Here is a 25,683-nt window from a genome sequence, read left to right on the forward strand (position 1 = left end):
CAGGATCGGCAATCCGTCCAACCCCGTAGGAAGCTTCCCGAATCCGCTCGATTCGGGCTTCCTCGTTCGCAAGGAGAGCGCGTGCTCACTGTTGGTGACCAGTTCCCCACGTACGACCTGACTGCCTGCGTCTCGCTGGAAAGCGGCCAGGAGTTCCAGCAGATCGACCACAAGACCTACGAGGGCAAGTGGCGCGTGGTCTTCGCGTGGCCCAAGGACTTCACCTTCGTCTGCCCGACCGAGATCGCCGCGTTCGGCAAGCTGAACGACGAGTTCGCCGACCGTGACGCCCAGATCCTCGGCTTCTCCGGCGACTCCGAGTTCGTGCACCACGCCTGGCGCAAGGACCACCCGGACCTGACCGACCTGCCGTTCCCGATGCTGGCCGACTCGAAGCACGAGCTCATGCGTGACCTCGGCATCGAGGGCGAGGACGGCTTCGCGCAGCGCGCCGTCTTCATCGTCGACCCGAACAACGAGATCCAGTTCACGATGGTGACCGCCGGTTCCGTGGGCCGTAACCCCAAGGAGGTCCTGCGGGTCCTCGACGCCCTGCAGACCGACGAGCTGTGCCCGTGCAACTGGACCAAGGGCGAGAACACCCTGGACCCGGTCGCGCTGCTGGCCGGTGAGTAACCCATGTCCCTCGACGCGCTGAAGTCCGCCGTACCGGACTACGCCAAGGACCTGAAGCTGAACCTCGGTTCGGTCATCGGCAACTCCGAGCTCCCGGCCCAGCAGCTGTGGGGCACGGTGCTCGCCACCGCCATCGCCTCGCGCAGCCCGATCGTGCTGCGCGAGCTGGAGCCGGAGGCCAAGGCCAACCTGTCGCCCGAGGCGTACACGGCGGCCAAGGCCGCCGCTGCCGTCATGGCGATGAACAACGTCTTCTACCGCACCCGCCACCTGCTCTCCGACCCGGAGTACGGCACGCTGCGGGCCGGTCTGCGGATGAACGTCATCGGCAACCCGGGCGTGGAGAAGGTCGACTTCGAGCTGTGGTCGCTCGCCGTCTCCGCGGTGAACGGCTGCGGCCAGTGCCTCGACTCGCACGAGCAGGTGCTGCGCAAGGCCGGTGTCGACCGCGAGACGATCCAGGAGGCCTTCAAGATCGCCGCGGTGGTCCAGGCCGTGGGCGTCACCCTCGACTCCGAGGCCGCGCTGGCCCAGTAGGACCGCGTACGGAACACCCGAAGGGCCCCGCCGGTATCGCACCGGCGGGGCCCTTTCGGCATGCGTACGGGCCGGACTACTCGCGGTCGGCGGTCACGGCGGGCACCACGGCGGCCGGCGGGGCGCCCTCGATCGCCTGGGCGCTGCGCAGCGCGTTCTCGCGGGAGTACTTCCGCAGATAGCCGACCACCGTGTTGGTGACCGCGACCAGCGGGACCGCGACCACCGCACCGCCGATGCCGCCGACCAGACCGCCCGCAGCCACCGAGAGGACCACCGCGAGCGGGTGCACCCGGACCGCGCGGCCCAGGATGAAGGGCTGGAGCACATGGCCCTCGATCTGCTGGACCGCGAGGACCACGAGGAGCACCATCAGCGCGTTGAACACGCCGTCGGTGACCAGGGCGACCACGACGGCGAGCGCGCCCGAGACGACCGCGCCGACCAGCGGGATGAAGGCGAACAGGAAGATGAACACGGCGAGCGGCACCGCCATGGGCACGCCCAGGAAGTAGATGCCGATACCGATGCAGATCGCGTCGATCAGGGCCACTATCACCGTGCCGCGCACATACGCGGTGAGGGTGCGCCAGGCCTTGGGCCCCGCGCCCGCGACGCCCGGCCGGGCGGCCTCCGGCACCAGGTTGAGGACCCACTGCCAGATCTTCGGGCCGTCGTACAGCAGGAACAGCGTCGAGAACATCGCGAGCAGTATCCCGGTCAGCACCTCGACGAGGACGGTCACGCCCTGGAGCCCGGCGTTGGTGATCTCGTTGGTGTTGGCCCCGATGGTGTCGCTGAGGTTCTTGGCGATCTGGTTGATCTGGTCCTCGGTGACGTGGAACGGGCTGTTCAGGGCCCAGCGCTTGAGCTCCTCGATACCGGCCCGCACCTTGCTGGACAGATCGTCGAGGTTGTCCATGACCTGCCAGACCACGAACCAGCCGACGAGCCCCATGATGACGAACCCGGAGATCGCGGTGAGCGCGGTGGCCAGGCCCCTGGGCAGCCCCATCCGCTTGAGCCGGGCGACGGTCGGCTGGAGCAGCGCGGTGATCAGCAGAGCCGCCACGAACGCGAGGACCACCAGGCTGACCGCGCTGATGATCTGCGTCAGCACGTAGATGGAGCCGGCGAGGACCAGCAGGCGCCAGCCGACGGCCGCGGCGACCCGCATGCTCCACGGCACCGCGTCGACCGGGTCGGGCCGGGCGGAGACCGCGGGCGCGTACGAGGGCGGCGGCGGTACGTGTTCCGGGGCGTGCTCGTCGGCGGGCTCCAGCTCGCCCGACGGCTCGCCCGAGGGCTCGGGCGAGGGCTCGGGCGCGGCGGGCGGCTTCCTGGGCGGCGGTCCCTGTACGGACACCGGGGGCGCGGGATCGACGATGACCGGGTCGAGCCCGGCCTCGGCATCCGCCTCGGCCCTGCGCTCGTCCAGACGTTCTCCCATACGGGTCAGTCCGGCGCCTAGCCGTCCGAGCAAACCGGGCACTCTCGACATGATCCCGCCATTTCCCTTTTCCCCGACGTTGAGTCGCCCCACCGCGTACCCCCGAAACGTGATTCTGACCGTACACGGGCGAAGCCCCGCACCGAAGGACGGTGCGGGGCTCCGGAAGGTTGAGCGGCTCCCGGCTGTTTCTCCGCCGGGCCGGCCTGCCTGCCGGTCTCTAGTACCAGCTGTGGGCCTGCCAGAACGACCAGGCGCCGCACGGGCTGCCGTAGCGGTCGTTCATGTAGTTCAGGCCCCACTTGATCTGCGTGGCCGGGTTGGTCTGCCAGTCGGAGCCGGCCGAGGCCATCTTGTTGCCGGGCAGCGCCTGGACGAGGCCGTAGGCACCGGAACCGCCGTTGGTGGCCGTGTAGTTCCAGCTCGACTCGTTGTTCACGATGTGGCTGAAGCACTGGAACTGACCCGAAGGAACGATCTGCTGGGCGATCGCCTGGACCTCGGCGACCGAGTAGGAGCTCTTGACCGCGAAGTCCGTGCGGCTCGACGAGCGGCTGGCGGCCTGGGTCTCCAGGTCGCGGGCCTTGGCGTCCGCGGCTTCCTTGTCGGCCTTGTCCTTGTCCGCGGCGTCCTTCTTGGCCTTGGCGTCCTGGGCGGCCTGAACGCGCGCGGCCTCCTCGGCGGACTTCTTCGCGGCGGCACTCGCCTGGGCGGACTGCGCGTCCGCCTGCTGCGTCAGGGACGCGGTCTGCACCTGGGCCTGCTGACCGGCGGGGATGTCCGCGAGAAGCGTCGTGTCGGCTGCGGTCGCCTCGAAGTTGTCGTTCGAAGCGGCTGCGGGGCTTCCTGCGGCAACGCCGACGACGGCGCCAACGGTGGTGACCGCAGTGGCAGACGCCACCGCGAACCCCCGGACCGAGATCCGGCTCACACGGTTTCCTTCCAGCAGCATCCGCACGGGTGACCTCGCGGACGCAATCGTGCCCCTGGCTCTCTCCTCCCAACTACTGGGTCACGGGAGGAACTGACCCGATGGGCAACTCCCTTGCGGGAAGTGCCGCGTGAAGCGCGGGCGGCATACGGCTCGGCTATTGAGTTGCGTGGGTACCGGGGTACCCGGGATACAGGGGTGCCGTATGCGGGGCCTGACGGATGCAAGACTCTGCCGGAAGCCGACGGTACAAGGCAATTCCCCGTTGCGTGTGAAACCTCACACCTCGTTAACCCCAGTAGTTTTTTCCAACCGCAGACACAAGAAGGCGCCGCCCGGCTAGGCTGCTGCGCTCGCCGGACGGCGCCAACTGGCGCTTACTGCCTCAGATCGAGACGTCCTCCAGCATTTCGGTCACCAGGGCGGCGATCTGCGAACGCTCGGACCGGGTGAGGGTGACATGCGCGAACAGCGGGTGCCCCTTGAGCTTTTCGACGACCGCCACGACACCGTCGTAGCGACCGACCCTCAAGTTGTCGCGCTGGGCCACGTCATGGGTGAGCACCACCCTCGAATTGGCCCCGATCCGGGACAGCACGGTCAGCAGGACGTTCCGTTCCAGTGACTGCGCCTCGTCCACGATCACGAACGCGTCGTGCAGCGAGCGGCCCCGGATGTGGGTGAGCGGCAGGACCTCCAGCATCCCGCGCGAGGTGACCTCCTCGATGACCTCACGGCTGGTCACCGCGGACAGCGTGTCGAAGACGGCCTGGGCCCAGGGGCCCATCTTCTCCGCCTCGGACCCCGGCAGATAGCCGAGCTCTTGGCCGCCCACCGCGTACAGCGGCCGGAAGACCATCACCTTCTTGTGCTGCCTGCGCTCCAGGACCGCTTCGAGTCCCGCGCAGAGCGCGAGCGCCGACTTGCCCGTGCCGGCCCGGCCGCCCATCGAGATGATCCCGATCTCGGGGTCGAGCAACAGGTCGAGCGCGATCCGCTGTTCGGCGCTGCGGCCGTGGATGCCGAACGCCTCGCGATCACCCCGCACCAGCTTGACGTTGCCGTCCGGCGAGACCCGCCCGAGCGCCTTGCCGCGCTCGGAGAGCAGCACGAGCCCGGTGTGGACGGGCAGTTCGGCGGCCTCCGGAACGTAGAGCGTCTCCTCCTCGAAGAGCAGGTCGACCTGCTCGCCGCTCAGCGGCAGCTCGGCCATTCCGGTGAAACCGGAGTCGGTGATGGCCAACTCGGCGCGGTACTCCTCGGCGAGCAGGCCCACCGACGACGCCTTGATCCGCAGCGGCAGGTCCTTGGAGACGACGGTGACGTCGAACCCCTCCGCCTGGAGGTTGCGGGCCACGGCGAGAATGCGGGAGTCGTTGTCCCCCAACCTGTAGCCGGCGGGCAGTACGCCGGGATCGGAATGGTTCAGCTCGACACGGAGGGTGCCGCCTAGCTCGCCCATCGGGATGGGGGCGTCGAGACGTCCGTACCGGACCCGGAAGTCGTCCAGCAGGCGCAGGGCCTGCCGGGCGAAGTAGCCGAGCTCGGGATGGTGCCTCTTGGCCTCCAGCTCTGTGACCACGACGATGGGGAGCACCACTTCGTGCTCCTCGAACCGGGTCATCGCGTTGGGGTCGGCCAGCAGGACGCTGGTGTCGAGGACGTAGGTGCGCCGGTCGGGCATGCGGCGCTTTGTGCTGGTCACCACGGAAGGACGTACCCCCTCGTAAGAGGCGCATGAGAACGGGGTGCGACGGCGTCGCGGAAACGGGGACCGGGCTTCGACCGCGCTGCGCGGGCCGAGCTCCGGCCCTCCACGTCGCCCGCGCGCGGTGCGCGGTCGTCCTGGTGCAAAGGGCCTCCCGGGCGAGCGGCGCGTCTGCCGCTCACTGAGATACGGCGTCCGTGGACCGGACGTCGACCTGGGTGGGTTATGCCCTCGAACGCGCGAAGCCATGCCCCGTCATATGCCTGGAGTTCCCACTGGGGCTCCGCCCCAGACCCCGTATCGCGCCCGAACGGCGCTCGTCCTCAATCGCCGGACGGGCTGAAGATGCTCGCGCCGGCCCGCACCGAGTACTCAGGGGCGCGGGGAACTGCGCGACCAGCCACGTACGGCCGCACCAAAAAGCCGGACGGGGCAGAATCGAGCCCGTCCGGCGATTGAGGACAAAAAAAGGGGGGCAGAACGGCACCCACCCTCAGCTGCCGTACCTCCGGTGCCGCGCGGCGTAGTCGCGCAGGGCCCGGAGGAAGTCGACCTTGCGGAAGGCCGGCCAGAAGACTTCGCAGAAGTAGTACTCGGAGTGGGCCGACTGCCACAGCATGAAGCCGGAAAGCCGCTGCTCCCCGCTCGTACGGATCACGAGATCGGGATCGGGCTGCCCCCGCGTGTAGAGGTGCTCGGAGATGTGCTCGACGTCGACGATCTCCGCGAGCTCCTCGAAGGACGTCCCCTTCGCCGCGTGCTCGTGCAACAGGGACCGGACCGCGTCCGCGATCTCCTGGCGCCCGCCGTAGCCGACGGCGACATTGACCAGTATTCCGTCGATGTCGTGCGTGGCCTGCTCGGCCTCCTTGAGGACGGCCTGGGTGTGGCCCGGCAGCAGGTCCAGCGTGCCGACGTGGTGCACCCGCCAGCGCCCGTCCGCGGCCAAGTCCCGTACCGCGTCCTCGATGATGCCGAGCAGCGGGGTCAACTGGTCCTCGGGGCGGTCCAGGTTGTCGGTGGAGAGCAGCCAGAGGGTGACGACCTCGACGTCCGTCTCGGCACACCAGCCGAGCAGTTCCTGGATCTTGCTGGCACCGGCCTGGTGTCCCTGCTCGGGGCTGCGGGCGGAGGCCTTGGCCCAGCGCCGGTTGCCGTCCAGGATGACGCCGATGTGCTTGGGCACCTGGTCGTGGTCGAGGCGGCCTTCCACCCGGCGCGCATAGAGCCTGTACACCAGGTCGCGCAAACTCACCGATTCCACCCTCTCGTTGCCTTCCGGGGGCCCGCCGCCGCCCCGCACTCCGGCAGCCCCAGGGAAAGCACAGTACTGCCGACCGGTCACGGCGGCCCAACTCGGTCTGTCACAAGTCCGTGATAAGCAGGGAAACGTGACTGAATCGCTCCGCTACCTCGCCGCCGCCGACCGCTACGACTCCATGGAGTACCGCCGCACCGGGCGCAGTGGCCTCAAGCTTCCCGCCGTCTCGCTCGGTCTGTGGCACAACTTCGGTGACGACCGCGCCCTGGATTCCCAGCGTGCGATCCTGCGCCGGGCCTTCGACCTGGGCGTCACCCATTTCGACCTGGCCAACAACTACGGCCCGCCGGCCGGCTCCGCCGAGCTCAACTTCGGCAAGATTTTCGGCCAGGACTTCGCCGGGTACCGGGACGAGCTCGTCATCTCCACCAAGGCCGGCTATCTGATGCACCCCGGGCCGTACGGCGAGTGGGGTTCGCGCAAGTACCTGCTGTCCTCGCTCGACGCCTCCCTGAAGCGCATGGGCCTGGACCACGTCGACATCTTCTACTCGCACCGCTTCGACCCGGAGACCCCTCTGGAGGAGACGATGGGCGCGCTCGCGTCCGCCGTCCAGCAGGGCAAGGCGCTGTACGTGGGCGTCTCCTCCTACACCAGCGAGCAGACCGCCGAGGCCGCCCGGCTCCTGAAGGAGATGGGCGTGCCGGCCCTGATCCACCAGCCGTCCTACTCGATGATCAACCGCTGGACGGAGGAGGACGGGCTGCTCGACACCCTGGAGACGGCGGGCATGGGCTGCATCTCCTTCGTGCCGCTCGCCCAGGGCCTGCTCACCGACAAGTACCTCAAGGGCATCCCGGAGGGCTCGCGCGCCACCCAGGGCAAGTCCCTGGACCCGAACCTGCTGAGCGACGAGGTGGTACGCCGTCTGGTCGGCCTGAACGACATCGCCTCGCGGCGCGGCCAGTCGCTGGCGCAGCTGGCACTCGCCTGGGTGCTGCGCGACCCGCGCATGACGTCCGCGCTCATCGGCGCGTCCAGCGTGAAGCAGCTGGAGGAGAACGTGGCGGCACTGGCCGGACCGGCGCTCACCGACGAGGAGTTGAAGGAGATCGACACCTTCGCGGTGGACACCGAGGGCACCAACATCTGGGCCGGCCGCAGCTGACGGCACCCGTCTCGGGCCGCGCATCCCCGCCTCGGCCGGGGGGTGCGCGGGCCGGCACGGCCGACGGAAGCGGTGCCGTACGGCTTCCACGGCCGTACGGGCCCTGGGGGCAACGGAGTTGACTGCGGCCCCGGCCGCCCTCGGCCGGACCGCGCGGATAGGGCCCGGGCGAACTCGCTCCGCCGGTAAGGGACTTGGCCGTTCGCGCGCTGCCGGTCGGACGTGATCCAGAACCTTCGGCCGCGCTTCGCGAGGAACACTCCCGCGCGGAACACCCCGCACATGAAAAAACGGGCCGGTCCGTGGGGGGGATACGGACCGGCCCGAGGGGGGGTTTCCACCATAACCCTTCGTAAGTGATGCTGGGCGCCACGGCGCTCCGGAACTACGCTCCGAAACCGGGCCAGTACGGCACGGCGGTCCCCCTCAGGAGTGACCCGGGTACCGGGAGCGGCCTTGACCGTGCAGGTCAGAGGCTCGCGGCCGGGTCGGCGGGGCACTCACGGGCTCGTTCGGAGGGCGGAAATCCGCTCCGGATGTGCTTCACCCCACTGGCCCAAGCGGGACAGCACCGTGTGACCGTCCGGTGCCGTCCCGTGCACGAGAGCGCTTGCCCCGCGCGTCCCGCCACGCCCTCCGATCTCGCGTCAGCCCTTGCGGCGCAGCAGCGAGACTCCGTCCGCCTCCGCCACCCGTACGTATCCGTAGCGCGCGAGCGTGGTGGCGTACTCCTGCTCCTGCCGGGGGGCCGGGTAGGGCCAGGGCCCCGGCGGGTAGGGCCAGGACTCCGGAGGGACGCGGTCGTAGGCGATCCACTGGGCCGTGGGCGGCGGGATGGGGCCGTCCGTCGAGTACAGCGTCCAGTGCACCGGGAAGGTCGGGAACAGGGCGACCGTGGTACGTGAAGTGAGCTGCGGCACCAGGCGGTTGGAGGCGGCGACGGTCGCGCCGTCGGGGATGCGGCTCAGCAGCTCGCGTACGGCCGTGACGTGCGGGGTGGTGCGCCAGGTGGAACGGTGGGCGATCTGGGCGAGCGGGAAGGACGGGACCAGGATCAGCGTCACCGCCGCCACCGTGGCGAGGGAGGCCCGCACGTGCCGCCGGGCGAGTGGGTCGTCGGCGGCGGCGTACGGCCGCAGTGCGTCGATGAGGGCGGCGAACACCACGGGCATCAGGACGGCCGTGTAGTGGAAGGCCGTCCCCCAGTGGAAGGCGTTGGTGGACAGCATCCGCCAGCCCAGCGTCGGCACCGCGATCAGGGCGAGCGGTGAGCGCAGCGCGATGAGCGCGGCCGGTGCGAAGACGAGGACGAGGGTGGTCGCCTTCACCTCCGGCCGCACCGCATCGAGCGGCGCGAGGGCCAGCGTGGTGAGCAGGGAGTGGTGACCGGACGCGAGGTTGGCCGCGTGCGCGTAGGTGCCGGCCGGGTTGAAGTACGGCATCAGGAACTTGAATTCGAGCGCGCTGCCCACCAGGCCGAGGACGGCGGCGGCGATGCCGAGGCGGCGCGGGCCGCGCCAGGCCACGTACGCCCCGATCGCTGCCAGGGTGAGTCCCAGGTCCTCCTTGACCAGGAGCAGCGGCACCGCCCAGGCGATCGCGCGCCGCCAGCTGCGCCGTGCGAGTGCTTCGAGGGCGTAGGACACCAGCGGGACCGCGAAGCACACCTCGTGGAAGTCGAACCCGACCGCGGAGGCGATGCCCCAGCTCAGCCCGTATCCGCACGCCACGACGTGGGCGGCCCGGCGGCCGAGGACGCGGGCGGCCTGCCGGGCGAGCGGCACCACGGCGAGCGCGAGCAGCGCGGCCTGGGCCACGAGCAGGGTGTACGGGGAGGGGAAGGCGCGGTAGAGGGGGGCGAGGACGGCGAGCACGGGGTGGAAGTGGTCGCCGAGGAGGTTGAAGCCGTCGCCGCGCAGCGGGACGACGGGCGCGCGCAGCCGGGCGTACGCGCGGACGGCCTGCTCGAAGATGCCGAGGTCGTAACCGGTGGTGCGGACGAGCGCCTGGCGGCGGGCCGAGACGGTGGCGTACAGCAGGAAGAGCGCGGCGGCCCACCCCCACCACAGGAGGGCGGGCCGGCCGATGCGTACGCGCGGGATGCGGAAGATGACGGGTACGGACGTGCTCGGCGACCGCGCGCCCCGCCCTACCCTTTGATCGGCAATTGTCCCCATATGCCCCGATGCTAAGCAGCGCGCGTGGGCCTCAGTGGCTTCCGCGCCTCGATCAGGAAGCGTGTCGTGTGCGCGACGAAGGGGCCTTCGGTACGGATCTGCTCGTCCAGCGCCTTCAACTGGTCGCGGTACTCCTCGACCGTGAAGCCCGGCACCATCCAGATCACCTTGCGCAGGAAGTAGACGACGGCGCCGATGTCCAGGAACTCCGTCCGCAGCTTTTCGAGCCTCAGGTCGACGACTTCGAGCCCGGCGCTCTCGGCCTCCTTGCGCGCCTTGCCGGGGTCGCGCCCGCCGCGCACCTCCGGCGGCTGCGGTCCCAGAAAGTACTCGACGAGCTCGAACACGCTTGCCGGGCCCACCTGTTGGGAGAAGTACGTACCACCCGGGGAGAGGACGCGGGCGATCTCCGACCACCACGTGGTGACGGGATGCCGGCTGACGACCAGGTCGAAGGCGCCGTCGGCGAACGGCAGCGGGGGCTTGTCCTCGTCGGCGACGACCGCCACTCCGCGCGGGTGGAGCAGGCCGGTGGCGCGGGCGACGTTCGGTGGCCAGCCCTCCGTCGCGACGGCGAGCGGGGGCAGCTGCGGCACGGCGGCGAGGACCTCGCCGCCGCCGGTCTGGACGTCGAGGGCGGCGGTGGCCTTCGCCATCCGCCCGGCCATCGAACGGGCGTACCCCCAGGACGGCCGCTCCTCGGTCGCCCGGCCGTCGAGCCAGGAGAAGTCCCAGCCGTCGACGGAGACGGACGCGGCCTCGTCGATCAGTTCCTCGAAGGGGCGGTTGTTGTGGTTCCTGATGTTTCGGCCCATGCTGCGGACCCTACGCGGCGGCCCTGCGAGCGACTACCGTTTATCCATGGGCCGATGGAGGGACGGAACGGGCGAGTTGAGTGTGCTCGACGGCGCCGGGGAGCCGGTCCCGCCGGTCCCGCTGGAGATCGCGGCGTCGTACCGGGCCCGCACCCGGGGGCTGCTCGGCCGCGACGGCATCGACGGCGCGATCCTCCTCACCCCGGCGAGCAGTGTGCACACGTTCCGGATGCGCTTCGCGATCGACGTGGCCCATCTGGACCGGCGCTTCCGGGTGATCGCGGTCCGCACGATGCGCCCGGGCCGCCTCGGCGCGATCCGGCCGCGGGCCCGGTACGTCCTGGAGGCGGAGGCGGGCGCGATGGCCGCCTGGGGCCTGCGTCCCGGCGTCCGGATCGCGATCGCGACCGGTCAGGATCTCAGGACTTGAGCTTGGCCGCCTGCGCAACGGCGAGCTCGGACGGAATCCGGGGCGTGTCGTCGCCGGAGACGTCGACGGCGTAGTACGTCACGACCGTCGTGCCGCTGCGGACCACCAGGAACACCATCGGTACGGGGTCGCCCTGCGCGGTGCCCATCAGTTCGTACGCGAGGGCCTCGTCGCCGACCTTCGGCGCGGGCACCTCCTTGACCTCGGTGAACTCGTTGGGCTCCAGGTCGCCGCCCTTGGTCTTGAACCCGTCGGCGCAGGCGTCGATGGCGGTACGCAGCCGGGGCAGCACATCGGTCGCGCCGGAGGGGTGGGCGCCGAGCACCTCGGTGACGACGGTCTGGTCGGCCTGCCCGTCCTCACTGGCCTTCACCAGGCGCCGGTAGACGGTCGCGGAGGGCGCGGGGTCGGGCGTGCCGTTGATGACGGCCACGAACGGCATGCACTCGGCCTTGGCCGTACGCGAGCTGCCGGTGGGGGTGCCGCCCTCCAGGGGTTCGGCCGAGAAGTCCTTCACGTCGCCGGTCACCAGCGCGGCCTTGGCGAGCTGATCGCCGCTGAGCGCCCCGGCGGCCGCCTTCACCTGCGCGGTACCGCTCGCGCCCGGCGCGGCCGAGGTGTCCCGCACGGAACCCTCGGCACCCTGGCCACTCGCCCCGCCGGGCCCGCACGCCGCCGCGGCGGCGAAGGCGATCAGACACACCCCAGCCGTTGCCACACGGCTCCGTACCAGCCTTGGCTTCATACCCCGCACCGTAACAACCACTCCTGTGGATTGGCTGGGTCCTGGCCCACCCTTTTCCCACCCCCGACGGGCCGCCGGAGCACGGCACTGCCGCCGCCACAGCCCGGATACCCGGGGTGGGGGGCGGCTAACTCGTGCGGGGCGAGGGCCGGTTGATCCCGTCCGCAGGACGCGCGGACCGCTACCCGCCGCTCCGCGTGAAGCTGACCTCCACGCGGCGGTTCTTCTTGCGGCCGTCCTCCGTCGAGTTGTCCGAGATCGGGTAGTCCTCGGCGTAGCCCCGGATCTCGAAGGTGACGTCCGGGCCGAGAGACAGGGAGAGCGCCTTCTGGACCGCGTCGGCCCGCTCCTTCGACAGCACCACGCCGTGCTCGTGCGTGCCGAGGTTGTCGGTGAAGCCGAAGACGCGGACGTTGCTCGCCTTCTGCTTCTTGATCTCGGCGGCGATGCCCTGGATGCGGTCGTTGGCGTCGGGTGAGAGGGCCGCGCTGTCCATGGCGAACAGCACCTCAGCCTGGAGCGCGAACGTCACGCTGGTGTTGGTGTCCGAGCGGCGCTCCTCGCCGCCCTGGTCCTCGACGATCGACTTGATGTCGAGCACCTTGGGCGCGGCGAGCGTGCCGCCCTCGGGAAGCTTCAGGTTCGGCGAGGTCCCGTCGACCTTCACCGAAGGATCGGTGGTCGCCTCGGTGCCGGGCAGTGGGGGGCTGCTCGGCGTCTCGTCGGCGTACGCGGTGGTACCGCCGGCGGCCAGGACTAGCGCGGCGGCGATCGCTACGGCTGCGTGCCGGGTTCTGGTCATGGTGCGATCACCCGGAGACGGGGACGGTCATGGTGGGGAAGGTGGGGAGCTGGAAGTCGAGCTGCTGGGCGCTGCTCGGCGGTGCCGGGAACTGAGCGAAGAAGGGAATCGCCTGGCCGGGCTCGATGCCCAGGATTCCCATGGTGCACAGGCACTTGCCCCCGGTGTCGCGGAGCACGTAGTACCGCTTTTTGCCCACCTTGTCCACGAGCGTCGCCCCCGCGACTGACTGGCCGCTGGCGAGGACGTCACGTTCGGTACCGGCCCACGAGGCCGTGCCGTAGAACTTCGCGCTGCCAGTGTTCTTCACCTGTCCGGACACCGTTACGAACCCGCCCGAGTCCCGCTTCACGCTGGTGATGGTGAGGACCATGCCCGCCTGCCCCGTCGTCTCCGCGAGTTTGGTCGTGGGCGTCGCGTCCGGTGAGGACGCGGTCGTCTTCTGGCTGCCGTCCGTCGAGGACGACTGCGCCGACGTAGTGGTATGCGCCTTGCCGTCCTGGCTGTCACCGCCGCATCCGGCGACGGTCAATGCCACGGCGACCGTCATTGCTGCCGCCACGGCCCCCCTCCGGGGCCCCCACGTATGCCGAACACTCATCGGTGCCATTCCTCTGCTCGTCACTTGGTGTCAGTCGACCAGTTTCACGGTGAAGATCTTCTCCAGATCGGGCATGGGATCGACGGGCATGTCCTGGCCGTCACAGGTGATCGTGACCGGAGACGGCGTAGGTGACGATGTCGGCGTCGGTGTGGGCGTGGTTGTCGGCGTCGGACTGGACCCGCCACCGCCGTCCCCAGCTTCGGGCGGAAGACTGCACCTCAGCTCGATCATCGCTGTGGCGCGAGCGGTCCCGTGCTTCTGCTCGGTACCGGGAATCACCGACTTACCGACCGTGTAATCGGTCGTGGTACCCACGGTGAACATGAACTGGCCGACGTCACCGGGGTGAGGGTCGAAGCCTGTCAGATCGGCATGGTTCTGCGCTGCGAAGTTCACGGCCTCGGCCCGCGCATCCGCCAGGACGATGCCGTCCTTGAAGATGTTGTCGAGCCCGCCGGAAGTCGTGAGCGCCGTCAGTACCTTCGGGCCCCACTCCTCTCGGGCACGCTGTGCGGCTGCGAGTGCCGCCGCGTCGGCCGCGCCTTGGGCACCGTTGCGCGTGGCAGCCGCCTGACCGACGGCGAAGAAGGCCAACGCGAGAAAGAGCAGACCCGCCACCATCACGATGTAGATGGGGAAGGCCTGCCCTTTGTCCGAGCGGGCTGGTGCGGTCAGCCTCCGGCCTTGATGTTGTCGATCTGCTGCTGGATCTTGGCGGTGATCGCGGAGCCAATGCCCGTGGCCATGATCCCCGCAATGATCGCCACCACCACCAGAATGATCCCCAGATACTCGAACGACGTCTGCCCCCGATCCCGCTCCCCGGAGGCGTACCGGGCGCGGGTCCGGGTGATGGCGGTGTCCCTCCAGCCGCGCACCCGCAGCTGCGCGGCGACGGCGGTCCTCAGCAGCGTGTCCTGCGGCATCTCGCGGCTCTCCTCCGGTTGCGGCATCGCGTACGTCACCGGGAACGTAAGCCGGGGCCAGGGGGGCCACCGAGGGTCCAGGGGCCCAAATGCGGGCCCAAATGCTGGAGTTACGCATGGCTCACCCCCAGCCAGCGGGCGATCGCCTCGCTGCGGGTCGTGCTGTGCAGCTTCGCGAAGATGCGGTTGATGTGGTTCTTGACCGTCTTCTCGCTGATGAAGCACGTGGCCGCGATCTGCTGATTGCTCATGCCCGCCGCGATCAACTCCATCACCTCGGCCTCCCGCGAACTCAGCCTGAAGTCTTGCCTGTTGCGCATGGACACCGCTCGCCGTGCAGTTGAAGACTGTGCCACAACCGGTTGCAGTTGCGAAAGGGGTTCCGAAGAAATGGCAGCCGGCCGATCCGGTTGCCCGCGTACATGAGCCAGCAGCGCGTCCGCCGCCGTGGCCGTGAACGCCGCCCTTCCCTGCCCCATTCCCCTTACCGCCGCCGTGAGTTCGTCTGCCGTGAACTCGCCGTGGACCAGGTAGCCCCCGGCGCCGAGACGCAGCGCCTCCCGCACGATCTCGCTCTCACGGCTGTACGTCAGCATCATTACAGGTGCAAGGACCACCAGGTGCGGCAGTGCCGAGATGCCGTCGACGCCCGGCATCCGTACGTCAAGGAGGATCACGTCCGGGCGGTGGCGCAGCGCCGCCTCGTGCGCCTCGTGGCCGTCCGCCGCCTGCGCCACCACCTCGATGCCCTCGCGGCCGTGCAACAGCGCGGCCAGGCCCGCCCGCACCACCGGATTGTCGTCCACCACCACGATCCGCAGCGGCCCCCTCTTGACGCGGCCACCCCCGTACGTCATGCCTTCGCCCGGCACCGCGCCTCCTCCGGTGGTCATCACGGCCTCAACCTCGCTGACGCGCAGGGGAGTTCCACCCGCACCTCGGTACCCGCGGCGGCGCTTCCCCGCCCCACTCTGATCCGCGCGCCGATCGCCGCGGCCCGCTCCACCATGCCCACCAGGCCGAAGTGGCCCGTTCGCTTCAGGTCGTCGAGGGTGGTGCCGGGCGGCAGGCCCCGGCCGTCGTCCTGGACGCTGAGACGGAACAGGGCGCCCTCGACGCCCGCCGACACCTGGACGCGGGCCGGGCCCGCGTGCCGGTGGGCGTTGTCCAGGGCCTCGCCCGCGATCGTCAGGAGCTGGCGGGCCACTCCCGCGGGGAGCATCGGCGCCGGGTCCCGGCCCAGCACCCGCCACTCCGCCCGCACGGCGGTTCGGGCGGTGAAATCCGCGACCAGGGACGACAGTTCGCGCAGCACGTCCACCTCGCCCCGCGTCCGCCTGAGGTCGCCCAGGAGTTCGCGGGACTCCGCTGCCGCCCGCCGCGCGGCCCGGGCCACCAGTTCGGCCCGGTGACGCAGCGCGGCCGGGTCCATCCGGTCCGCGGAGGTCGCCAGGCCTTCGGCGGCGAGGGCCAGACCGTGCAGGGTCTTGGCCACCGAGTCGTGCAGGTCGCGGGCGAGCCGGGCCCGCTCCTCCTCGACCGCGTCGTGCACGGCGAGCCGGGCCCGGGTCTCCGTGAGGGCCTGGCTCGCGGCGCCGAAGCGGAACAGGAGGTTGCGGATGGTGACCCCGACCGCGCCCGCCATCACGCAGAAGCCCGGCAGCAACAGGGCGCTGGCGTCGGCCAGTTGATGGCGCGGGCCGGTCGCGTACACCAGGGTCAGGATCGCCACTTGGAGGCCCGCGAAGACACCCGCGCCGCGCCAGCCGTAGACCAGTCCTGCCAGGAGCGGGGTGCACGTGGTGACGTAGCCGAGGGAGGACTCCGGGGTCGCCGTGATGAGCAGCAGCGCGCCGAACACCGCGTCGACGGCCAGCAGCCAGGGGTGGTTGAGCAGCAGCGGGCCGAAGCGCTCCCAGTCGCGGAACAGGACGTACGAGCCCATGAACGTGACCAGGACCGCCAACCCCACCAGCAGGCCGGGCGCTCCCTTCGCGGCTCCCGCCAGCGCGAAGGGGGCGCCTGTGGCGATCATCGCCAGGCGGAACCCGAACACCTGGCGGCACATCGCCTGGAGGGCGTTGACCTGGAGGGCGAGGGTGGGCGGCCGCAAGGGTTCCGTCGTTGCTCCGCGCGGTAGCCGCATGTTCAACCCCCTTGCAGCAAAGGCCGGTTGGAGGATCACTTCGGGCCTCCCAGGAAGCCCCCGAAGTCCAGGTCGGCCCCGTACACGAAGCCCACGCTGAGCAGGATCAGGGTGCCCGGAAGCAGGAAGGTCGTGACGGCGAAGGTGGCCTTGGGGACCGCGCGGGCCGCTTTGCGCCGGGCGTTCTGCGCGTCGGTGCGGCGCATGTCGGCGGCGATCGCTATCAGGGTGTCGACGATGGGCGCGCCCAGCTCCTCGCCCTGCTGGAGCGCGGTCACGAACATCGCGACCTGCTCGGAATCGTTGCGCTTGCGCAGTTCCTCGAAGGCCTGGCGGCGGCTGACGCCCATGTCCATCTGGCGCAGGGTGATGCGCAGTTCGTCCGCCCAGGGCCCCTCGTACTTGTCGGCGACGCGGTCCAGGGCCTGCCGGAAGCCGAGGCCCGCGCTGACCACGACGGCGAGGACGTCCAGGAAGTCGGGCAGGGTGCGTTCGATGTGGTCGCGGCGCACCCGCACCGCCGACCAGATGCCGACCTCCACCCAGAACAGGGCGAAGCCCACCATCACCAGGGCGATGATCCAGTGCCCTTCGAGCAGCATGATCAGCGCCGCCGCCGCGCCGAGCGCCCCGTACACCGCGCGGCGGGCCGCGTACCGGTCGACGGTGAGGCCGCCCGGGTTGCCCGCCAGGTCGATCTGGCGGCGCTTCCTGGCGACCCGCTCGGGGCCCATCATCCGCAGCACGGCGGGTGCCCAGCGCATGCCGAGCCGGTCGACGGCCGACCCGACGGCCGTGGTGCGCGTCGCGCCGACCTCCAGGGCCACCGAGAGGTCGCTCGGGAGCTTCACCTCGGCCCGGTACATGCGGATGCCGAGGAACATCCCGTACACGCCCAGGCCCATCAGGGCCGCGAAGAGCAGTCCCATGTGTCGCTCACTCCCCTCTCTCGTGCCGGGTGGTCATACGTCGATGCGGGACAGGCGTCGGACCACGAAGAATCCGAGTGCGTACAGGGCGATCGAGACCAGCACGGCCGCCTGGCCGAGGAAGGCGCCGGTCATCCGGTCGAGCGCGCCCGGCATCACCGCGTTCAGCATCAAAAGTGCGGCCATCCCGAAGCCGGGCACGGCGTACGCGGTGACGGTCACCTGTGCCAGCGTGGTGCGGACCTCGCGCCGGGTCTCCTTGCGCTCCTCCAGGGTGGTGGTCAGGTTGCGCAGCGAGCTGACCACGGTGCCGCCCGCACGGTTGGCGAGCACCAACGTCGTTACCAGGACGACCAGTTCACGTGAGGGAAGACGCTCCGCGATCTCCCCCAGGGCGTCCTCCAGGGACTCGCCGACGGCGAGGCGGTCGGTGACCCGGCCCAGTTCCTCGCCCGCCGGCGCCTCCATCTCCTCGGCCGCCATGGCGATCGCGGTGCGCAGTGCGAGACCGGCCTGGGTGGCGTTGGCGAGGATGCGGGACAGTTCGGGCAGCTGGTTGATGAAGCGCTCGATGCGCTTCTGGCGCTGCCAGTTGAGGAAGGAGTTGGCGCCCCACAGCGCGGCGAGCCCGGCGAGCGGGCCGAAGAAGGACGCGAGGACGGACGCGGCGATCAGCCACAGCGCCGCCACCCCGGCCAGCATGTAGACGAAGAACTCGCCGGGGGTCAGGTCCAGGCCGGTCGCGGCCAGCTTCAGCTCGATGCGGCGGCCCAGCTTCGTACCGCGCAGCCGCCGGTCCACACCCCGGAAGGGGCGGTTCCGGCCGGATGCGTGCGGGGCGCCGGGGTTGCTGAGCCGGTCGATGAGGGCGTCGCGCTGGGCGCGGCCCGCACCGTAGGAGCGCAGCCCCAGGACCGCCAGCACCCCGGCGAGCAGGTTGACGCCGAGCGTGAGGAAGGAGAGGTTCATCTGCGCGTTCCCTGTCGGTTGGCGTGGGCGTGCGGCCAAGTGGCTTCGATTGCAGGTCAGTTGGCGTGGCGGACGGCGAGCTGTTCGGCGTGCGAGGCGACCCCGTACGCCTGGGGGACGGGTTGGTTGGCGAGGTAGAGGCGGTCGGCGACGCGCCGGGGCAGCGGGAAGTACTGGAAGCGCCCGTGGATGCGGCCGTCGGCGGCCATCGGCTGGGCGTCGAAGCGGCAGACCGTGGTGATGCGGTACGGCTCCCGGCCGTGCGATTCGAGCAGGGCGATCTCGGTGATCTTGCGGGCGCCGTCGGCGTGCCGGGTGAGCTGGACGATGACGTCGACGGCCGAGTTGATCTGGTCGTGCAGCGCCTCGAAGGGGACCTCCACCTCGGACATGGAGGCCAGCGTCTGGAGGCGCATCAACGCGTCCTCGGCGCTGTTGGCGTGGACGGTGGCGAGCGAGCCGTCGTGTCCGGTGGACATCGCCTGGAGCATGTCGAGCGACTCGCCGCCGCGGACCTCGCCGACCACGATGCGGTCGGGGCGCATGCGCAGCGAGTTGCGCACGAGGTCGCGGATGGAGATGTGCCCCTTGCCCTCGACGTTGGGCGGACGCGACTCCAGGCGGATGACATGGGCCTGCTGGAGCTGGAGTTCGGCGGAGTCCTCGATGGTGATGATGCGTTCGTGCGGCGGGATCAGACCGGAGAGCGCGTTGAGGAGCGTGGTCTTGCCGGTGCCGGTGGCGCCGGACACGATGACGTTGAAGCGGGCCTGTACGAGGCCGGCCAGGAGCAGCAGCATGTGCTCGTCGAGCGAGCCGAAGGTGATCATCTCCTGGAGCGTGAACGACCTCGGGAAGCGGCGGATGGTGAGCGTCGCACCGGTCAGCGACAGCGGCGGGATGATCACGTTGACGCGCTCGCCGGACGGCAGCCGGGCGTCCACCATCGGGTTCGACTCGTCCACGCGGCGGTTGACGGTCGACACGATCCGCTCGATCGTCTGCATCAGCTGCTCGTGCGAGGCGAAGCGGAGCGGGAGCTGCTCCACCCGCCCGCCGCGCTCCACGAAGATCTGGTCGGGACCGTTGACCATGATCTCGGTGATCGAGGCGTCTTCGAGGAGCGGTTCCAGGATGCCGAGCCCGAGCGCCTCGTCGACCACCCGGCGGATCAGCTGGGCCCGCTCGCCGGTGGAGAGCACCGGGCCCTCACGGCTGATGATGTGTCCGAGCACCCGTTCAAGGCGTGCCCTGCGCTCGGCGGCGGCGAGGGACGACATCTCCGCGAGGTCGATCTCCTCCAGGAGCTTGGCCCGGTAGGAGGCGACCAGATGGCCGTCCTCGCGCCCGGGCCCCGTCTCCTCGGGAGCGGCGATCCGTGCCCGCAGACTCATGTCCTGTCTCCAGTCTTCTCGGGTCGGCTCGTTCGCATCAGTTCTGCGGCCGGAGCTTCGGCATGGTCGACGTGCGGGTGGCGGTGCCGAAGAAGCCGTCGCCCAGGCCGGGGATGACGCTGGGGATCGCGATGGTGACGGTGTACGCCACGCCGCCTCCGCCACCCCCGGCGGGCGCCACCTGCGGCTTGAGCCAGCCACTGACCGCGGCCGTGCCCGCGGCCACGGGGTCCGGCGCCGGCTCGCCCGCCCGCGGCTCGTCCAGGCTCGCCGCCCGCGCCGCGGCCCGCGCCCCCGTGCCCGCCTGGTTCGCGGCGTACGCGGCCACCCCCAGCTGGATCGCGGCGAGGCCGACGAACAGCAGGATGGTCACGAACCCGATGTATTCCAGGGCGACTTGGCCCCGGTCGCCGCGGTCGCGCCCTCGGTGCGTACGGATGCGCACGGCTCAGCGCTCCTTCACGTGGGCGGCGGTGCCCTCGATGGAGAAACCGTTGAGGACACCCGGGACCAGGATGGGGATCTTCAGAGTGACCTTCGCCCCGTACATGCCGGCCCCGTCCGCTCCGCAGGCAGGAGGACCGGCCTGCAGGGACGAGGGCACCTCGCGCAGGGCCGCCGCCTGGCACGCCGCGCCCCCGTTCTCCGCCGCCGCCCCCGCCCGCGCCCCCTCGTCCGCCGCGTTGCCCGCGAGGACGAAGGCGTAGCCGACCAGGGCGCACTGCCACAGCGCGACGAGCAGGAGCAGGATCAGCGGGACCACGCCGATGAACTCGATCACCGTCTGCCCCCGGTCCCGCCCGCCCGCGCCGATCCGCCGCCCCCGCACCCCGCGAGACCGCACCCCGCGCACCAGGCGCACCGCCCGCATCAGGCCCCCCTGCGCCGGAGCACCAGGCCGGAGCCCCGGGCGGCGCGCGCCTTGGCTCTGCCCTCGGGCGCCTTGAGCAGGCCGATCTCGCCGGCCAGCGCCCACAGCGCCTGCTTGACCGTGCTCCTGCTGTCCAGGTCCTGGAGCCGGCCCGCGTCCACGGCGGCCTGCAGTTCTTTGAAGTGGGCCGGTACGGCGGTCTGGGCGACCCGGGTGCCGGTGATCTTCTGGACGAGCGGGGGCTGGATCTCGGTGTTGCGGGTGTGCCGGTTCACCACGGTGGTGGTCTCCTCGGCCTTGCGGATCTGGAGCCGGTCCCACATCCGTACCGTCCGTTTGGCGCCGCGCACGGAGACGACGTCCGGGGTGGTGACGAGGAGTGCCACGTCGGCCATCTCGACCACCGCCGCGTTGGCGGCCGTCGTCTGGGTGCCGCAGTCCACCACGACGGCCTCGTAGCGGGTGCGCAGGGCGCCGATGATCTGGCGGGCGGCCCGGTCGGTGACCTCCTCGCCGCGTTCGCCCTCGGCGGGGGCGAGCAGCAGGGCGAGCCCGCTCTCGTGGTTGAAGACGGCGTCGGCCAGGACGCGGGGCGAGATGTCGGTGATCGCGGCCAGGTCGGCGATGGAGCGCCGGAACTGCACGTCCAGGTAGGAGGCCACGTCCCCGGCCTGGAGGTCCAGGTCGAGCAGCACGGTGGTGCGGCCCGACGCCCGTGCCGCCAGGGCGAGTTGGACGGCGACGAGGGTGGTGCCGACGCCGCCCTTGGCCCCGGTGACGGTGGTGACGGTGCCGCCGGGCCCGGTGAAGACGTCGAGGCTCGCGCCCAGGTGGCGGCGTACGCCCGCGGACCACTGGGCCGCCGCCTGCACGCGGACCGCGAGCTCCTCGTACGACAGCGGCAGCGCCACCAGCCCGCGGGCGCCGGAGTCCATCGCGGCGGAGAAGACGGCGGGCCCGGCGTCGGAGGAGATCAGGACGACGCCGACCGCGGGGAAGCGCAGGGCGACCTCCCGGATCAGTTCGAGGGCCGGTACCGGGCCGATGCGCTCGTGGACGAGGACGACCTCGGGGAGTTCGTCGAGGGACTCGCCCGCGAGCCTGGCCAGGGTGTCGAGCAGCTGCGTGGAGTCGCCGACGGGCACCGCGGGCTCGGCGTCGGGGAGCTGGCTGAGCAGGGTGGTGACGGATCGGGCGGCGTCCGCGTCGGAGACGGCCGGAAGGATTCGGGTGGTCATCCGCACCTCACTGGTCCTTTTCGAGCCGGTACGTACGGTCACCGGGCGGAATCGTGCTGTCGCCGTTGCCGCGGCCGACCAGCGCGAGGCGGACATGGGTGGCGAACGACTCGGCGTAGGCGACCCGTTGGGCGTCCAGGGTGCTGAGGGCGAAGGTGATCGGGACGGCCTGGGTGGTCTGGTTCTTGTCGGAGGCGCTCGGGTTCAGCGCCTGCAGCGAGCCGACGGCGAGGACCCGGGCGTTCGCCACGATCAGCTTGGACTCGGGGGTGTCGCCCTGCTTGGTGGCGGCGAAGGTGGCGAAGATGTTCACGTTGTCGTTGCCGTTGATCTTGCCCGCGACCCCGGTCGACGCGTCGATCATGATGGCGATCTCCTGTTCGCCCGGCTTGAGTTGGGGCCGGTCGGTGAACATGCCGGCCTGGAGCAGCGAGCCCTTGGTGAGATGGGTCGCGGCCATCTTTCCGATGACGTCCGAGAGATCGGTGACCGCGCCCTGCGAGAGCCAGCGTTTGGGCATGCTCGTCCTGGCGAACTGGTCGGCCTTCAGGGGCGCGTAGGCGTCGATGTCGTCCTTCAGTTTGTACGCCGTCACCTCGGGCCCCACCTTGGAGTCCACGTCGCTGATCACCGTGAGCACTCCGGCGAACGCTCCGAGGGCGCACAGGAGCGACAGGAGGAGAAGGATGATGCCGCGGCGCTGGCGGGAGTTCATTGACCGTACGACCTCGTTCGCTGACGTGGGGCAGAGCGGGCAAGTGGCGTGCTGGTGGCGGGCGTTGTGGTCAGGGCCCCGGGGCGATGGCGCGGCGGCGCTCGGCCCGGGTGAGGGGCCGGGCACGGTGGGCGGAGGCGGGTACGGGGCCGAGGGCCGCGGCCGCGTGCGGCGGGGCGGGCTCGTCCTCGGGCGGCTGGTGCGAGGCACAGAAGCCGCACCGGTCGCCGATGAGCTCCATGGGGCACCAGCGGCACTGCTCCCGTCTTACGGAGGCGACCAGTTGGTAGAGCACCGCGATGTCGGGCAGGTAGGCGGCGAACTCGGTCAGCTTGCCGGTTCCCCACCAGGCGGCCGAGTCGGCGGGCAGGGCGGTCTCCTGGACTGCCTTGATCCCCCAGGCCGGGGCGAGCGTGTGGGTGATCCAGTCGGGGCTCGCGGGCCCTCTGGCGAGGAGCAGCTCACAGGCGAAGTCGGGCCCTTCCAGGGTGGCCGCCGGGCCGACCTTGACGAGCTGGGGCCGCGGGTTGGCGAGGACGGCGAACTGACTCCCGGGCATCCACGACTTGGCGTGCGCCGTGAGCCCTACCGGGACGCGTTCCAGGCGGGCCACGGAGTTGAGGACGGCCCCGGTGTGGATGTAGTGCGAGAGCAGCCGGGCCGCCGACGCGATGACGCCGGGGCTGAAATCGCACACCGACAGTTGCCTCAACTGCCTTACCAGGATGGCGAGTCCGAGCGGCGGCAGATCGGATTTGATCAGCGCGATCCGATCGGTTTCCAGGAGCGACCGGACGGTGTGCAGCCGGTGTTCATGGGCCGCCGGAATGGACGCCGGACAGAAGGCGATGACATACCCGTGCTGTTCCAGGAGACGGTGCATGTCGACGAGCGCGGAGTCGAGCGGCTGGGCGTCCGGCGACTGGAGCAGCGCCGCGAGGGGCGTCTGCGGGTCGGTCGGCGGCAGCACCAGGTCGGGGCTGGTGACGGCTATCGCGGTCGGCACGTCCCGGACCCCCGTTCACTGATCGCGGTCGCCACCTTGGGGCCCCCGTTCCGTGTGGCGCGCGAGCCTGTGCGAGCCCCCACGACCGCAACTGATCCCTGCAATTCCCACCTGCATCAGCACTTTATCCACGACCTACCGGCCGGAGAACCGTCTTCTCCTTTCCTGTGTGCTTCCGAGGCCGGTTTTGGTGCGCGTGGGACGGGAGTTGCGTACGAAGTCGGCCATGCCGTGGGCCGGAATTGATCCCGCACCGCCGGAGGGGAGCCGCACCCGCGCCGGTGCCCGGCCGGACACCGGGTCCGTGCGGGAGGTCTTGACAACCGAATTGGTCTGGACCAAGTTGTGCGACCAGGACGACGACCTCCCAACTCCCGTCCCGCTTCCCCGCCCTCCTCACCTCCCACCCCCGCACTCCCCACCCTGCCCACCCTCCCCACTCCCCTCCCGGAGGCAGCAAGTGAACCGCGCGAGACATGCAAGGCTCGCCTTGGCCGTGGCCGCGGCCGGCGCCCTGTCCATAGCCGGGTTGGCCGGCACCGCCCAGGCGGCCGACGTCAACAACGCCAAGAACGCCGGGTTCGAGTCGGGCCTCGGCAACTGGAGCTGCTCGGCCGGAAGCGGCGCGACCGTCTCCTCCCCCGTGCACGGCGGGACCGCCGCCCTCAAGGCCACCCCGTCGGGCTCGGACACCGCCCAGTGCTCGCAGACCGTCGCCGTGAAGCCCAACTCGACGTACACGCTGAGCGCCTGGGTCCAGGGCAGCTACGTCTATCTCGGCGCGAGCGGAACCGGCACCACCGACGTCTCGACCTGGACGCCCGGCACGGGCAGCGGCTACGGCCAGCTGACCACCACCTTCAAGACCGGCTCCGCCACCACCTCGGTGCAGATCTACACGCACGGCTGGTACGGCCAGACCGCCTACTACGCGGACGACTTCTCGGTGTTCGGACCGGACGGCGGCGGGGGCGGCGACCCGGCCCCGACGGTCCCGGGAGCGCCCGCCGGCCTCGCGGTCGGCTCGGTGAGCTCGTCCTCGGTGAACCTGTCGTGGGGCGCGGTGACGAACGCGACCGGGTACAACGTCTACCAGGGCGGCACCAAGGTGCAGTCGGTGACGGGCGGTTCGGCGACCGTGACCGGGCTGAGCGCGTCGACCTCGTACCAGTTCCAGGTGAGCGCGACCAACGCGGCGGGCGAGTCCCCGAAGTCGGCGGCGGTGACCGGCACCACCTCGGCCTCCGGCGGCAACCCGGGCGGCGGCGGCAACGTGCCCAAGCACGCGGTGACCGGCTACTGGCAGAACTTCAACAACGGCGCGACCGTCCAGAAGATCAGTGACGTGCCGGCGAACTACGACATCATCGCGGTCGCCTTCGCGGACGCCACCAGCACGCCGGGCGCGGTGAGCTTCACGCTCGACTCGGCCGGTCTCGGCGGTTACACCGTCGACCAGTTCAAGGCGGACATCGCGGCCAAGCACGCGGCGGGCAAGTCCGTGATCATCTCGATCGGCGGCCAGAACGGCACGATCTCGGTGAGTGACTCCAACTCGGCGAACAACTTCGCCAACTCCGTCTACTCGCTGATGCAGACGTACGGCTTCGACGGTGTCGACATCGACCTGGAGAACGGCCTCAACTCCACCTACATGACCCAGGCGTTGAAGTCGCTGGCGGCGAAGGCCGGGAGCAAGCTGGTCATCACGATGGCCCCGCAGACGATCGACATGCAGTCCCCGTCGAACGAGTACTTCAAGACGGCGCTCAACATCAAGGACATCCTGACCGTCGTCAACATGCAGTACTACAACAGCGGTTCCATGAACGGCTGCGACGGCAACGTCTACTCGCAGGGCACGGTCGACTTCCTCACCGCGCTCGCCTGCATCCAGCTCCAGGGCGGACTCGACCCCTCGCAGGTCGGTCTCGGTCTGCCGGCCTCCACGTCCGGCGCGGGCAGCGGCTACGTCTCGCCGTCCGTGGTGAACGCGGCGCTCGACTGCCTGACCAAGGGCACGAGCTGCGGCAACTTCAAGCCGTCGAAGACCTATCCGACCCTGCGCGGCGCGATGACCTGGTCCACCAACTGGGACGCGAAGTCGGGCAACGCCTGGTCCGGCGCGGTCGGCCCGCACGTCCACGCCCTTCCGTAACGCGCGGCCCACCACGAACAGCAGCGCCGCCCGCTCTCCCGGGCGGCGCTGCTGCCGTGCTGTCCCA

The 25,683-nt window shown here is 70.5% G+C and carries 26 protein-coding genes; 5 read left to right on the plus strand and 21 right to left on the minus strand.

Features of this window, described 5'->3' with window-relative positions:
* The first annotated feature begins 81 nt into the window (after positions 1-81).
* On the plus strand, positions 82-636 hold the full coding sequence (locus IE267_RS01470; RefSeq protein WP_100574859.1) for a peroxiredoxin: 555 nt from the start codon (positions 82-84) through the stop codon (positions 634-636).
* Between the two features lie 3 nt (positions 637-639).
* On the plus strand, positions 640-1,173 hold the full coding sequence (locus tag IE267_RS01475) for an alkyl hydroperoxide reductase (protein ID WP_161251190.1): 534 nt from the start codon (positions 640-642) through the stop codon (positions 1,171-1,173).
* A gap of 76 nt (positions 1,174-1,249) precedes the next feature.
* Here the strand turns inward: IE267_RS01475 and IE267_RS01480 are convergent, their stop codons facing one another.
* The 4 genes from IE267_RS01480 to IE267_RS01495 all read right to left on the minus strand — a co-directional run bounded on the left by IE267_RS01480 (position 1,250) and on the right by IE267_RS01495 (position 6,517).
* Positions 1,250-2,674, minus strand: coding sequence for an AI-2E family transporter (locus IE267_RS01480; RefSeq protein WP_189761923.1), 1,425 nt, complete (start codon positions 2,672-2,674; stop codon positions 1,250-1,252).
* A 169-nt stretch (positions 2,675-2,843) separates the two neighbouring features.
* Positions 2,844-3,554, minus strand: a complete 711-nt coding sequence (locus IE267_RS01485) for an aggregation-promoting factor C-terminal-like domain-containing protein (RefSeq protein WP_167157303.1) — start codon at positions 3,552-3,554, stop codon at positions 2,844-2,846.
* A gap of 385 nt (positions 3,555-3,939) precedes the next feature.
* Entirely contained in the window at positions 3,940-5,262 is a 1,323-nt protein-coding gene (gene phoH2, locus IE267_RS01490; RefSeq protein WP_100574855.1) for an RNA 5'-3' helicase PhoH2, read from the minus strand.
* A 493-nt stretch (positions 5,263-5,755) separates the two neighbouring features.
* Complete coding sequence (locus tag IE267_RS01495) at positions 5,756-6,517, minus strand: isoprenyl transferase (protein WP_161257504.1); 762 nt, start codon at positions 6,515-6,517, stop codon at positions 5,756-5,758.
* A 136-nt stretch (positions 6,518-6,653) separates the two neighbouring features.
* Between IE267_RS01495 and mgrA the strand changes: the two genes are divergently transcribed.
* Complete coding sequence (mgrA, locus tag IE267_RS01500; RefSeq protein ID WP_189761924.1) at positions 6,654-7,691, plus strand: L-glyceraldehyde 3-phosphate reductase; 1,038 nt, start codon at positions 6,654-6,656, stop codon at positions 7,689-7,691.
* A gap of 647 nt (positions 7,692-8,338) precedes the next feature.
* Here mgrA and IE267_RS01505 read toward each other — a convergent pair.
* A complete protein-coding gene (locus IE267_RS01505) occupies positions 8,339-9,868 on the minus strand; it encodes a DUF2079 domain-containing protein (RefSeq protein ID WP_189761925.1) in 1,530 nt (509 codons plus the stop codon).
* An 11-nt stretch (positions 9,869-9,879) separates the two neighbouring features.
* Positions 9,880-10,683 carry a class I SAM-dependent methyltransferase gene (locus tag IE267_RS01510; protein WP_100574852.1) on the minus strand — a complete coding sequence of 268 codons (804 nt, stop codon included), beginning with the start codon at positions 10,681-10,683 and terminating at the stop codon, positions 9,880-9,882.
* A gap of 46 nt (positions 10,684-10,729) precedes the next feature.
* Here IE267_RS01510 and IE267_RS01515 point away from each other — a divergent pair, with 46 nt between their 5' ends.
* Positions 10,730-11,113, plus strand: a complete 384-nt coding sequence (locus IE267_RS01515) for a DUF192 domain-containing protein (RefSeq protein WP_189761926.1) — start codon at positions 10,730-10,732, stop codon at positions 11,111-11,113.
* Here IE267_RS01515 and IE267_RS01520 read toward each other — a convergent pair.
* From IE267_RS01520 to IE267_RS01590, 15 genes are all read right to left on the minus strand, one after another.
* Positions 11,103-11,831, minus strand: coding sequence for a hypothetical protein (locus IE267_RS01520; RefSeq protein ID WP_189761927.1), 729 nt, complete (start codon positions 11,829-11,831; stop codon positions 11,103-11,105). The two genes, IE267_RS01515 and IE267_RS01520, sit on opposite strands and share 11 nt — an antisense overlap.
* A gap of 208 nt (positions 11,832-12,039) precedes the next feature.
* Positions 12,040-12,660: an OmpA family protein gene (locus IE267_RS01525; protein WP_167157313.1), complete on the minus strand. Its 621-nt coding sequence runs from the start codon at positions 12,658-12,660 to the stop codon at positions 12,040-12,042.
* Between the two features lie 7 nt (positions 12,661-12,667).
* The gene (locus IE267_RS01530) at positions 12,668-13,222 is read right to left on the minus strand and encodes a hypothetical protein (protein WP_229860557.1); all 555 of its coding nucleotides are present in this window, start codon (positions 13,220-13,222) and stop codon (positions 12,668-12,670) included.
* A 69-nt stretch (positions 13,223-13,291) separates the two neighbouring features.
* Positions 13,292-13,939, minus strand: coding sequence for a pilus assembly protein TadG-related protein (locus IE267_RS01535; protein ID WP_268251522.1), 648 nt, complete (start codon positions 13,937-13,939; stop codon positions 13,292-13,294).
* Positions 13,936-14,229 (minus strand): hypothetical protein, encoded by a 294-nt coding sequence (locus IE267_RS01540; RefSeq protein WP_373304456.1) that lies wholly within the window; start codon positions 14,227-14,229, stop codon positions 13,936-13,938. Before IE267_RS01540 ends, IE267_RS01535 begins: the two co-directional genes overlap by 4 nt.
* A gap of 71 nt (positions 14,230-14,300) precedes the next feature.
* Positions 14,301-15,047 (minus strand): response regulator, encoded by a 747-nt coding sequence (locus IE267_RS01545; protein WP_229860643.1) that lies wholly within the window; start codon positions 15,045-15,047, stop codon positions 14,301-14,303.
* 35 nt (positions 15,048-15,082) lie between these two features.
* Complete coding sequence (locus tag IE267_RS01550; protein ID WP_189761928.1) at positions 15,083-16,336, minus strand: sensor histidine kinase; 1,254 nt, start codon at positions 16,334-16,336, stop codon at positions 15,083-15,085.
* A gap of 35 nt (positions 16,337-16,371) precedes the next feature.
* Entirely contained in the window at positions 16,372-17,265 is an 894-nt protein-coding gene (locus IE267_RS01555; protein ID WP_189761929.1) for a DUF5936 domain-containing protein, read from the minus strand.
* Positions 17,266-17,298: 33 nt separating this feature from the next.
* Complete coding sequence (locus IE267_RS01560; protein ID WP_189761930.1) at positions 17,299-18,234, minus strand: type II secretion system F family protein; 936 nt, start codon at positions 18,232-18,234, stop codon at positions 17,299-17,301.
* Positions 18,235-18,290: 56 nt separating this feature from the next.
* Complete coding sequence (locus IE267_RS01565) at positions 18,291-19,628, minus strand: TadA family conjugal transfer-associated ATPase (protein WP_100574844.1); 1,338 nt, start codon at positions 19,626-19,628, stop codon at positions 18,291-18,293.
* Between the two features lie 37 nt (positions 19,629-19,665).
* Positions 19,666-20,073, minus strand: coding sequence for a hypothetical protein (locus tag IE267_RS01570; protein WP_229860559.1), 408 nt, complete (start codon positions 20,071-20,073; stop codon positions 19,666-19,668).
* 3 nt (positions 20,074-20,076) lie between these two features.
* Positions 20,077-20,499: a TadE/TadG family type IV pilus assembly protein gene (locus IE267_RS01575; protein WP_189761931.1), complete on the minus strand. Its 423-nt coding sequence runs from the start codon at positions 20,497-20,499 to the stop codon at positions 20,077-20,079.
* The gene (locus tag IE267_RS01580) at positions 20,499-21,737 is read right to left on the minus strand and encodes a CpaE/TadZ family protein (RefSeq protein WP_189761932.1); all 1,239 of its coding nucleotides are present in this window, start codon (positions 21,735-21,737) and stop codon (positions 20,499-20,501) included. Before IE267_RS01580 ends, IE267_RS01575 begins: the two co-directional genes overlap by 1 nt.
* 7 nt (positions 21,738-21,744) lie before the next feature.
* Entirely contained in the window at positions 21,745-22,452 is a 708-nt protein-coding gene (cpaB, locus tag IE267_RS01585; RefSeq protein ID WP_167157330.1) for a Flp pilus assembly protein CpaB, read from the minus strand.
* Positions 22,453-22,522: 70 nt separating this feature from the next.
* Positions 22,523-23,458, minus strand: a complete 936-nt coding sequence (locus IE267_RS01590) for a hypothetical protein (RefSeq protein ID WP_229860562.1) — start codon at positions 23,456-23,458, stop codon at positions 22,523-22,525.
* Positions 23,459-23,918: 460 nt separating this feature from the next.
* Between IE267_RS01590 and IE267_RS01595 the strand changes: the two genes are divergently transcribed.
* Positions 23,919-25,616, plus strand: a complete 1,698-nt coding sequence (locus IE267_RS01595) for a chitinase (protein WP_189761933.1) — start codon at positions 23,919-23,921, stop codon at positions 25,614-25,616.
* Positions 25,617-25,683 lie beyond the last annotated feature (67 nt).

Origin of the sequence: Streptomyces xanthochromogenes (assembly GCF_014650455.1) — a bacterium.
GTDB lineage: Bacteria > Actinomycetota > Actinomycetes > Streptomycetales > Streptomycetaceae > Streptomyces > Streptomyces xanthochromogenes.

What these genes read in the sequence shown, in the direction of transcription:
- IE267_RS01475 (WP_161251190.1), top strand. Translation starts at nt 640, where the DNA reads ATGTCCCTCGACGCGCTGAAGTCCGCCGTACCGGACTACGCCAAGGAC.
- IE267_RS01480 (WP_189761923.1), bottom strand. Translation starts at nt 2,674, where the DNA reads ATGTCGAGAGTGCCCGGTTTGCTCGGACGGCTAGGCGCCGGACTGACC.
- IE267_RS01505 (WP_189761925.1), bottom strand. Translation starts at nt 9,868, where the DNA reads ATGGGGACAATTGCCGATCAAAGGGTAGGGCGGGGCGCGCGGTCGCCG.
- IE267_RS01510 (WP_100574852.1), bottom strand. Translation starts at nt 10,683, where the DNA reads ATGGGCCGAAACATCAGGAACCACAACAACCGCCCCTTCGAGGAACTG.
- IE267_RS01515 (WP_189761926.1), top strand. Translation starts at nt 10,730, where the DNA reads ATGGGCCGATGGAGGGACGGAACGGGCGAGTTGAGTGTGCTCGACGGC.
- IE267_RS01525 (WP_167157313.1), bottom strand. Translation starts at nt 12,660, where the DNA reads ATGACCAGAACCCGGCACGCAGCCGTAGCGATCGCCGCCGCGCTAGTC.
- IE267_RS01545 (WP_229860643.1), bottom strand. Translation starts at nt 15,047, where the DNA reads ATGACGTACGGGGGTGGCCGCGTCAAGAGGGGGCCGCTGCGGATCGTG.
- IE267_RS01550 (WP_189761928.1), bottom strand. Translation starts at nt 16,336, where the DNA reads ATGCGGCTACCGCGCGGAGCAACGACGGAACCCTTGCGGCCGCCCACC.
- IE267_RS01555 (WP_189761929.1), bottom strand. Translation starts at nt 17,265, where the DNA reads ATGGGACTGCTCTTCGCGGCCCTGATGGGCCTGGGCGTGTACGGGATG.
- IE267_RS01560 (WP_189761930.1), bottom strand. Translation starts at nt 18,234, where the DNA reads ATGAACCTCTCCTTCCTCACGCTCGGCGTCAACCTGCTCGCCGGGGTG.
- IE267_RS01565 (WP_100574844.1), bottom strand. Translation starts at nt 19,628, where the DNA reads ATGAGTCTGCGGGCACGGATCGCCGCTCCCGAGGAGACGGGGCCCGGG.
- IE267_RS01575 (WP_189761931.1), bottom strand. Translation starts at nt 20,499, where the DNA reads ATGCGGGCGGTGCGCCTGGTGCGCGGGGTGCGGTCTCGCGGGGTGCGG.
- IE267_RS01580 (WP_189761932.1), bottom strand. Translation starts at nt 21,737, where the DNA reads ATGACCACCCGAATCCTTCCGGCCGTCTCCGACGCGGACGCCGCCCGA.
- cpaB (WP_167157330.1), bottom strand. Translation starts at nt 22,452, where the DNA reads ATGAACTCCCGCCAGCGCCGCGGCATCATCCTTCTCCTCCTGTCGCTC.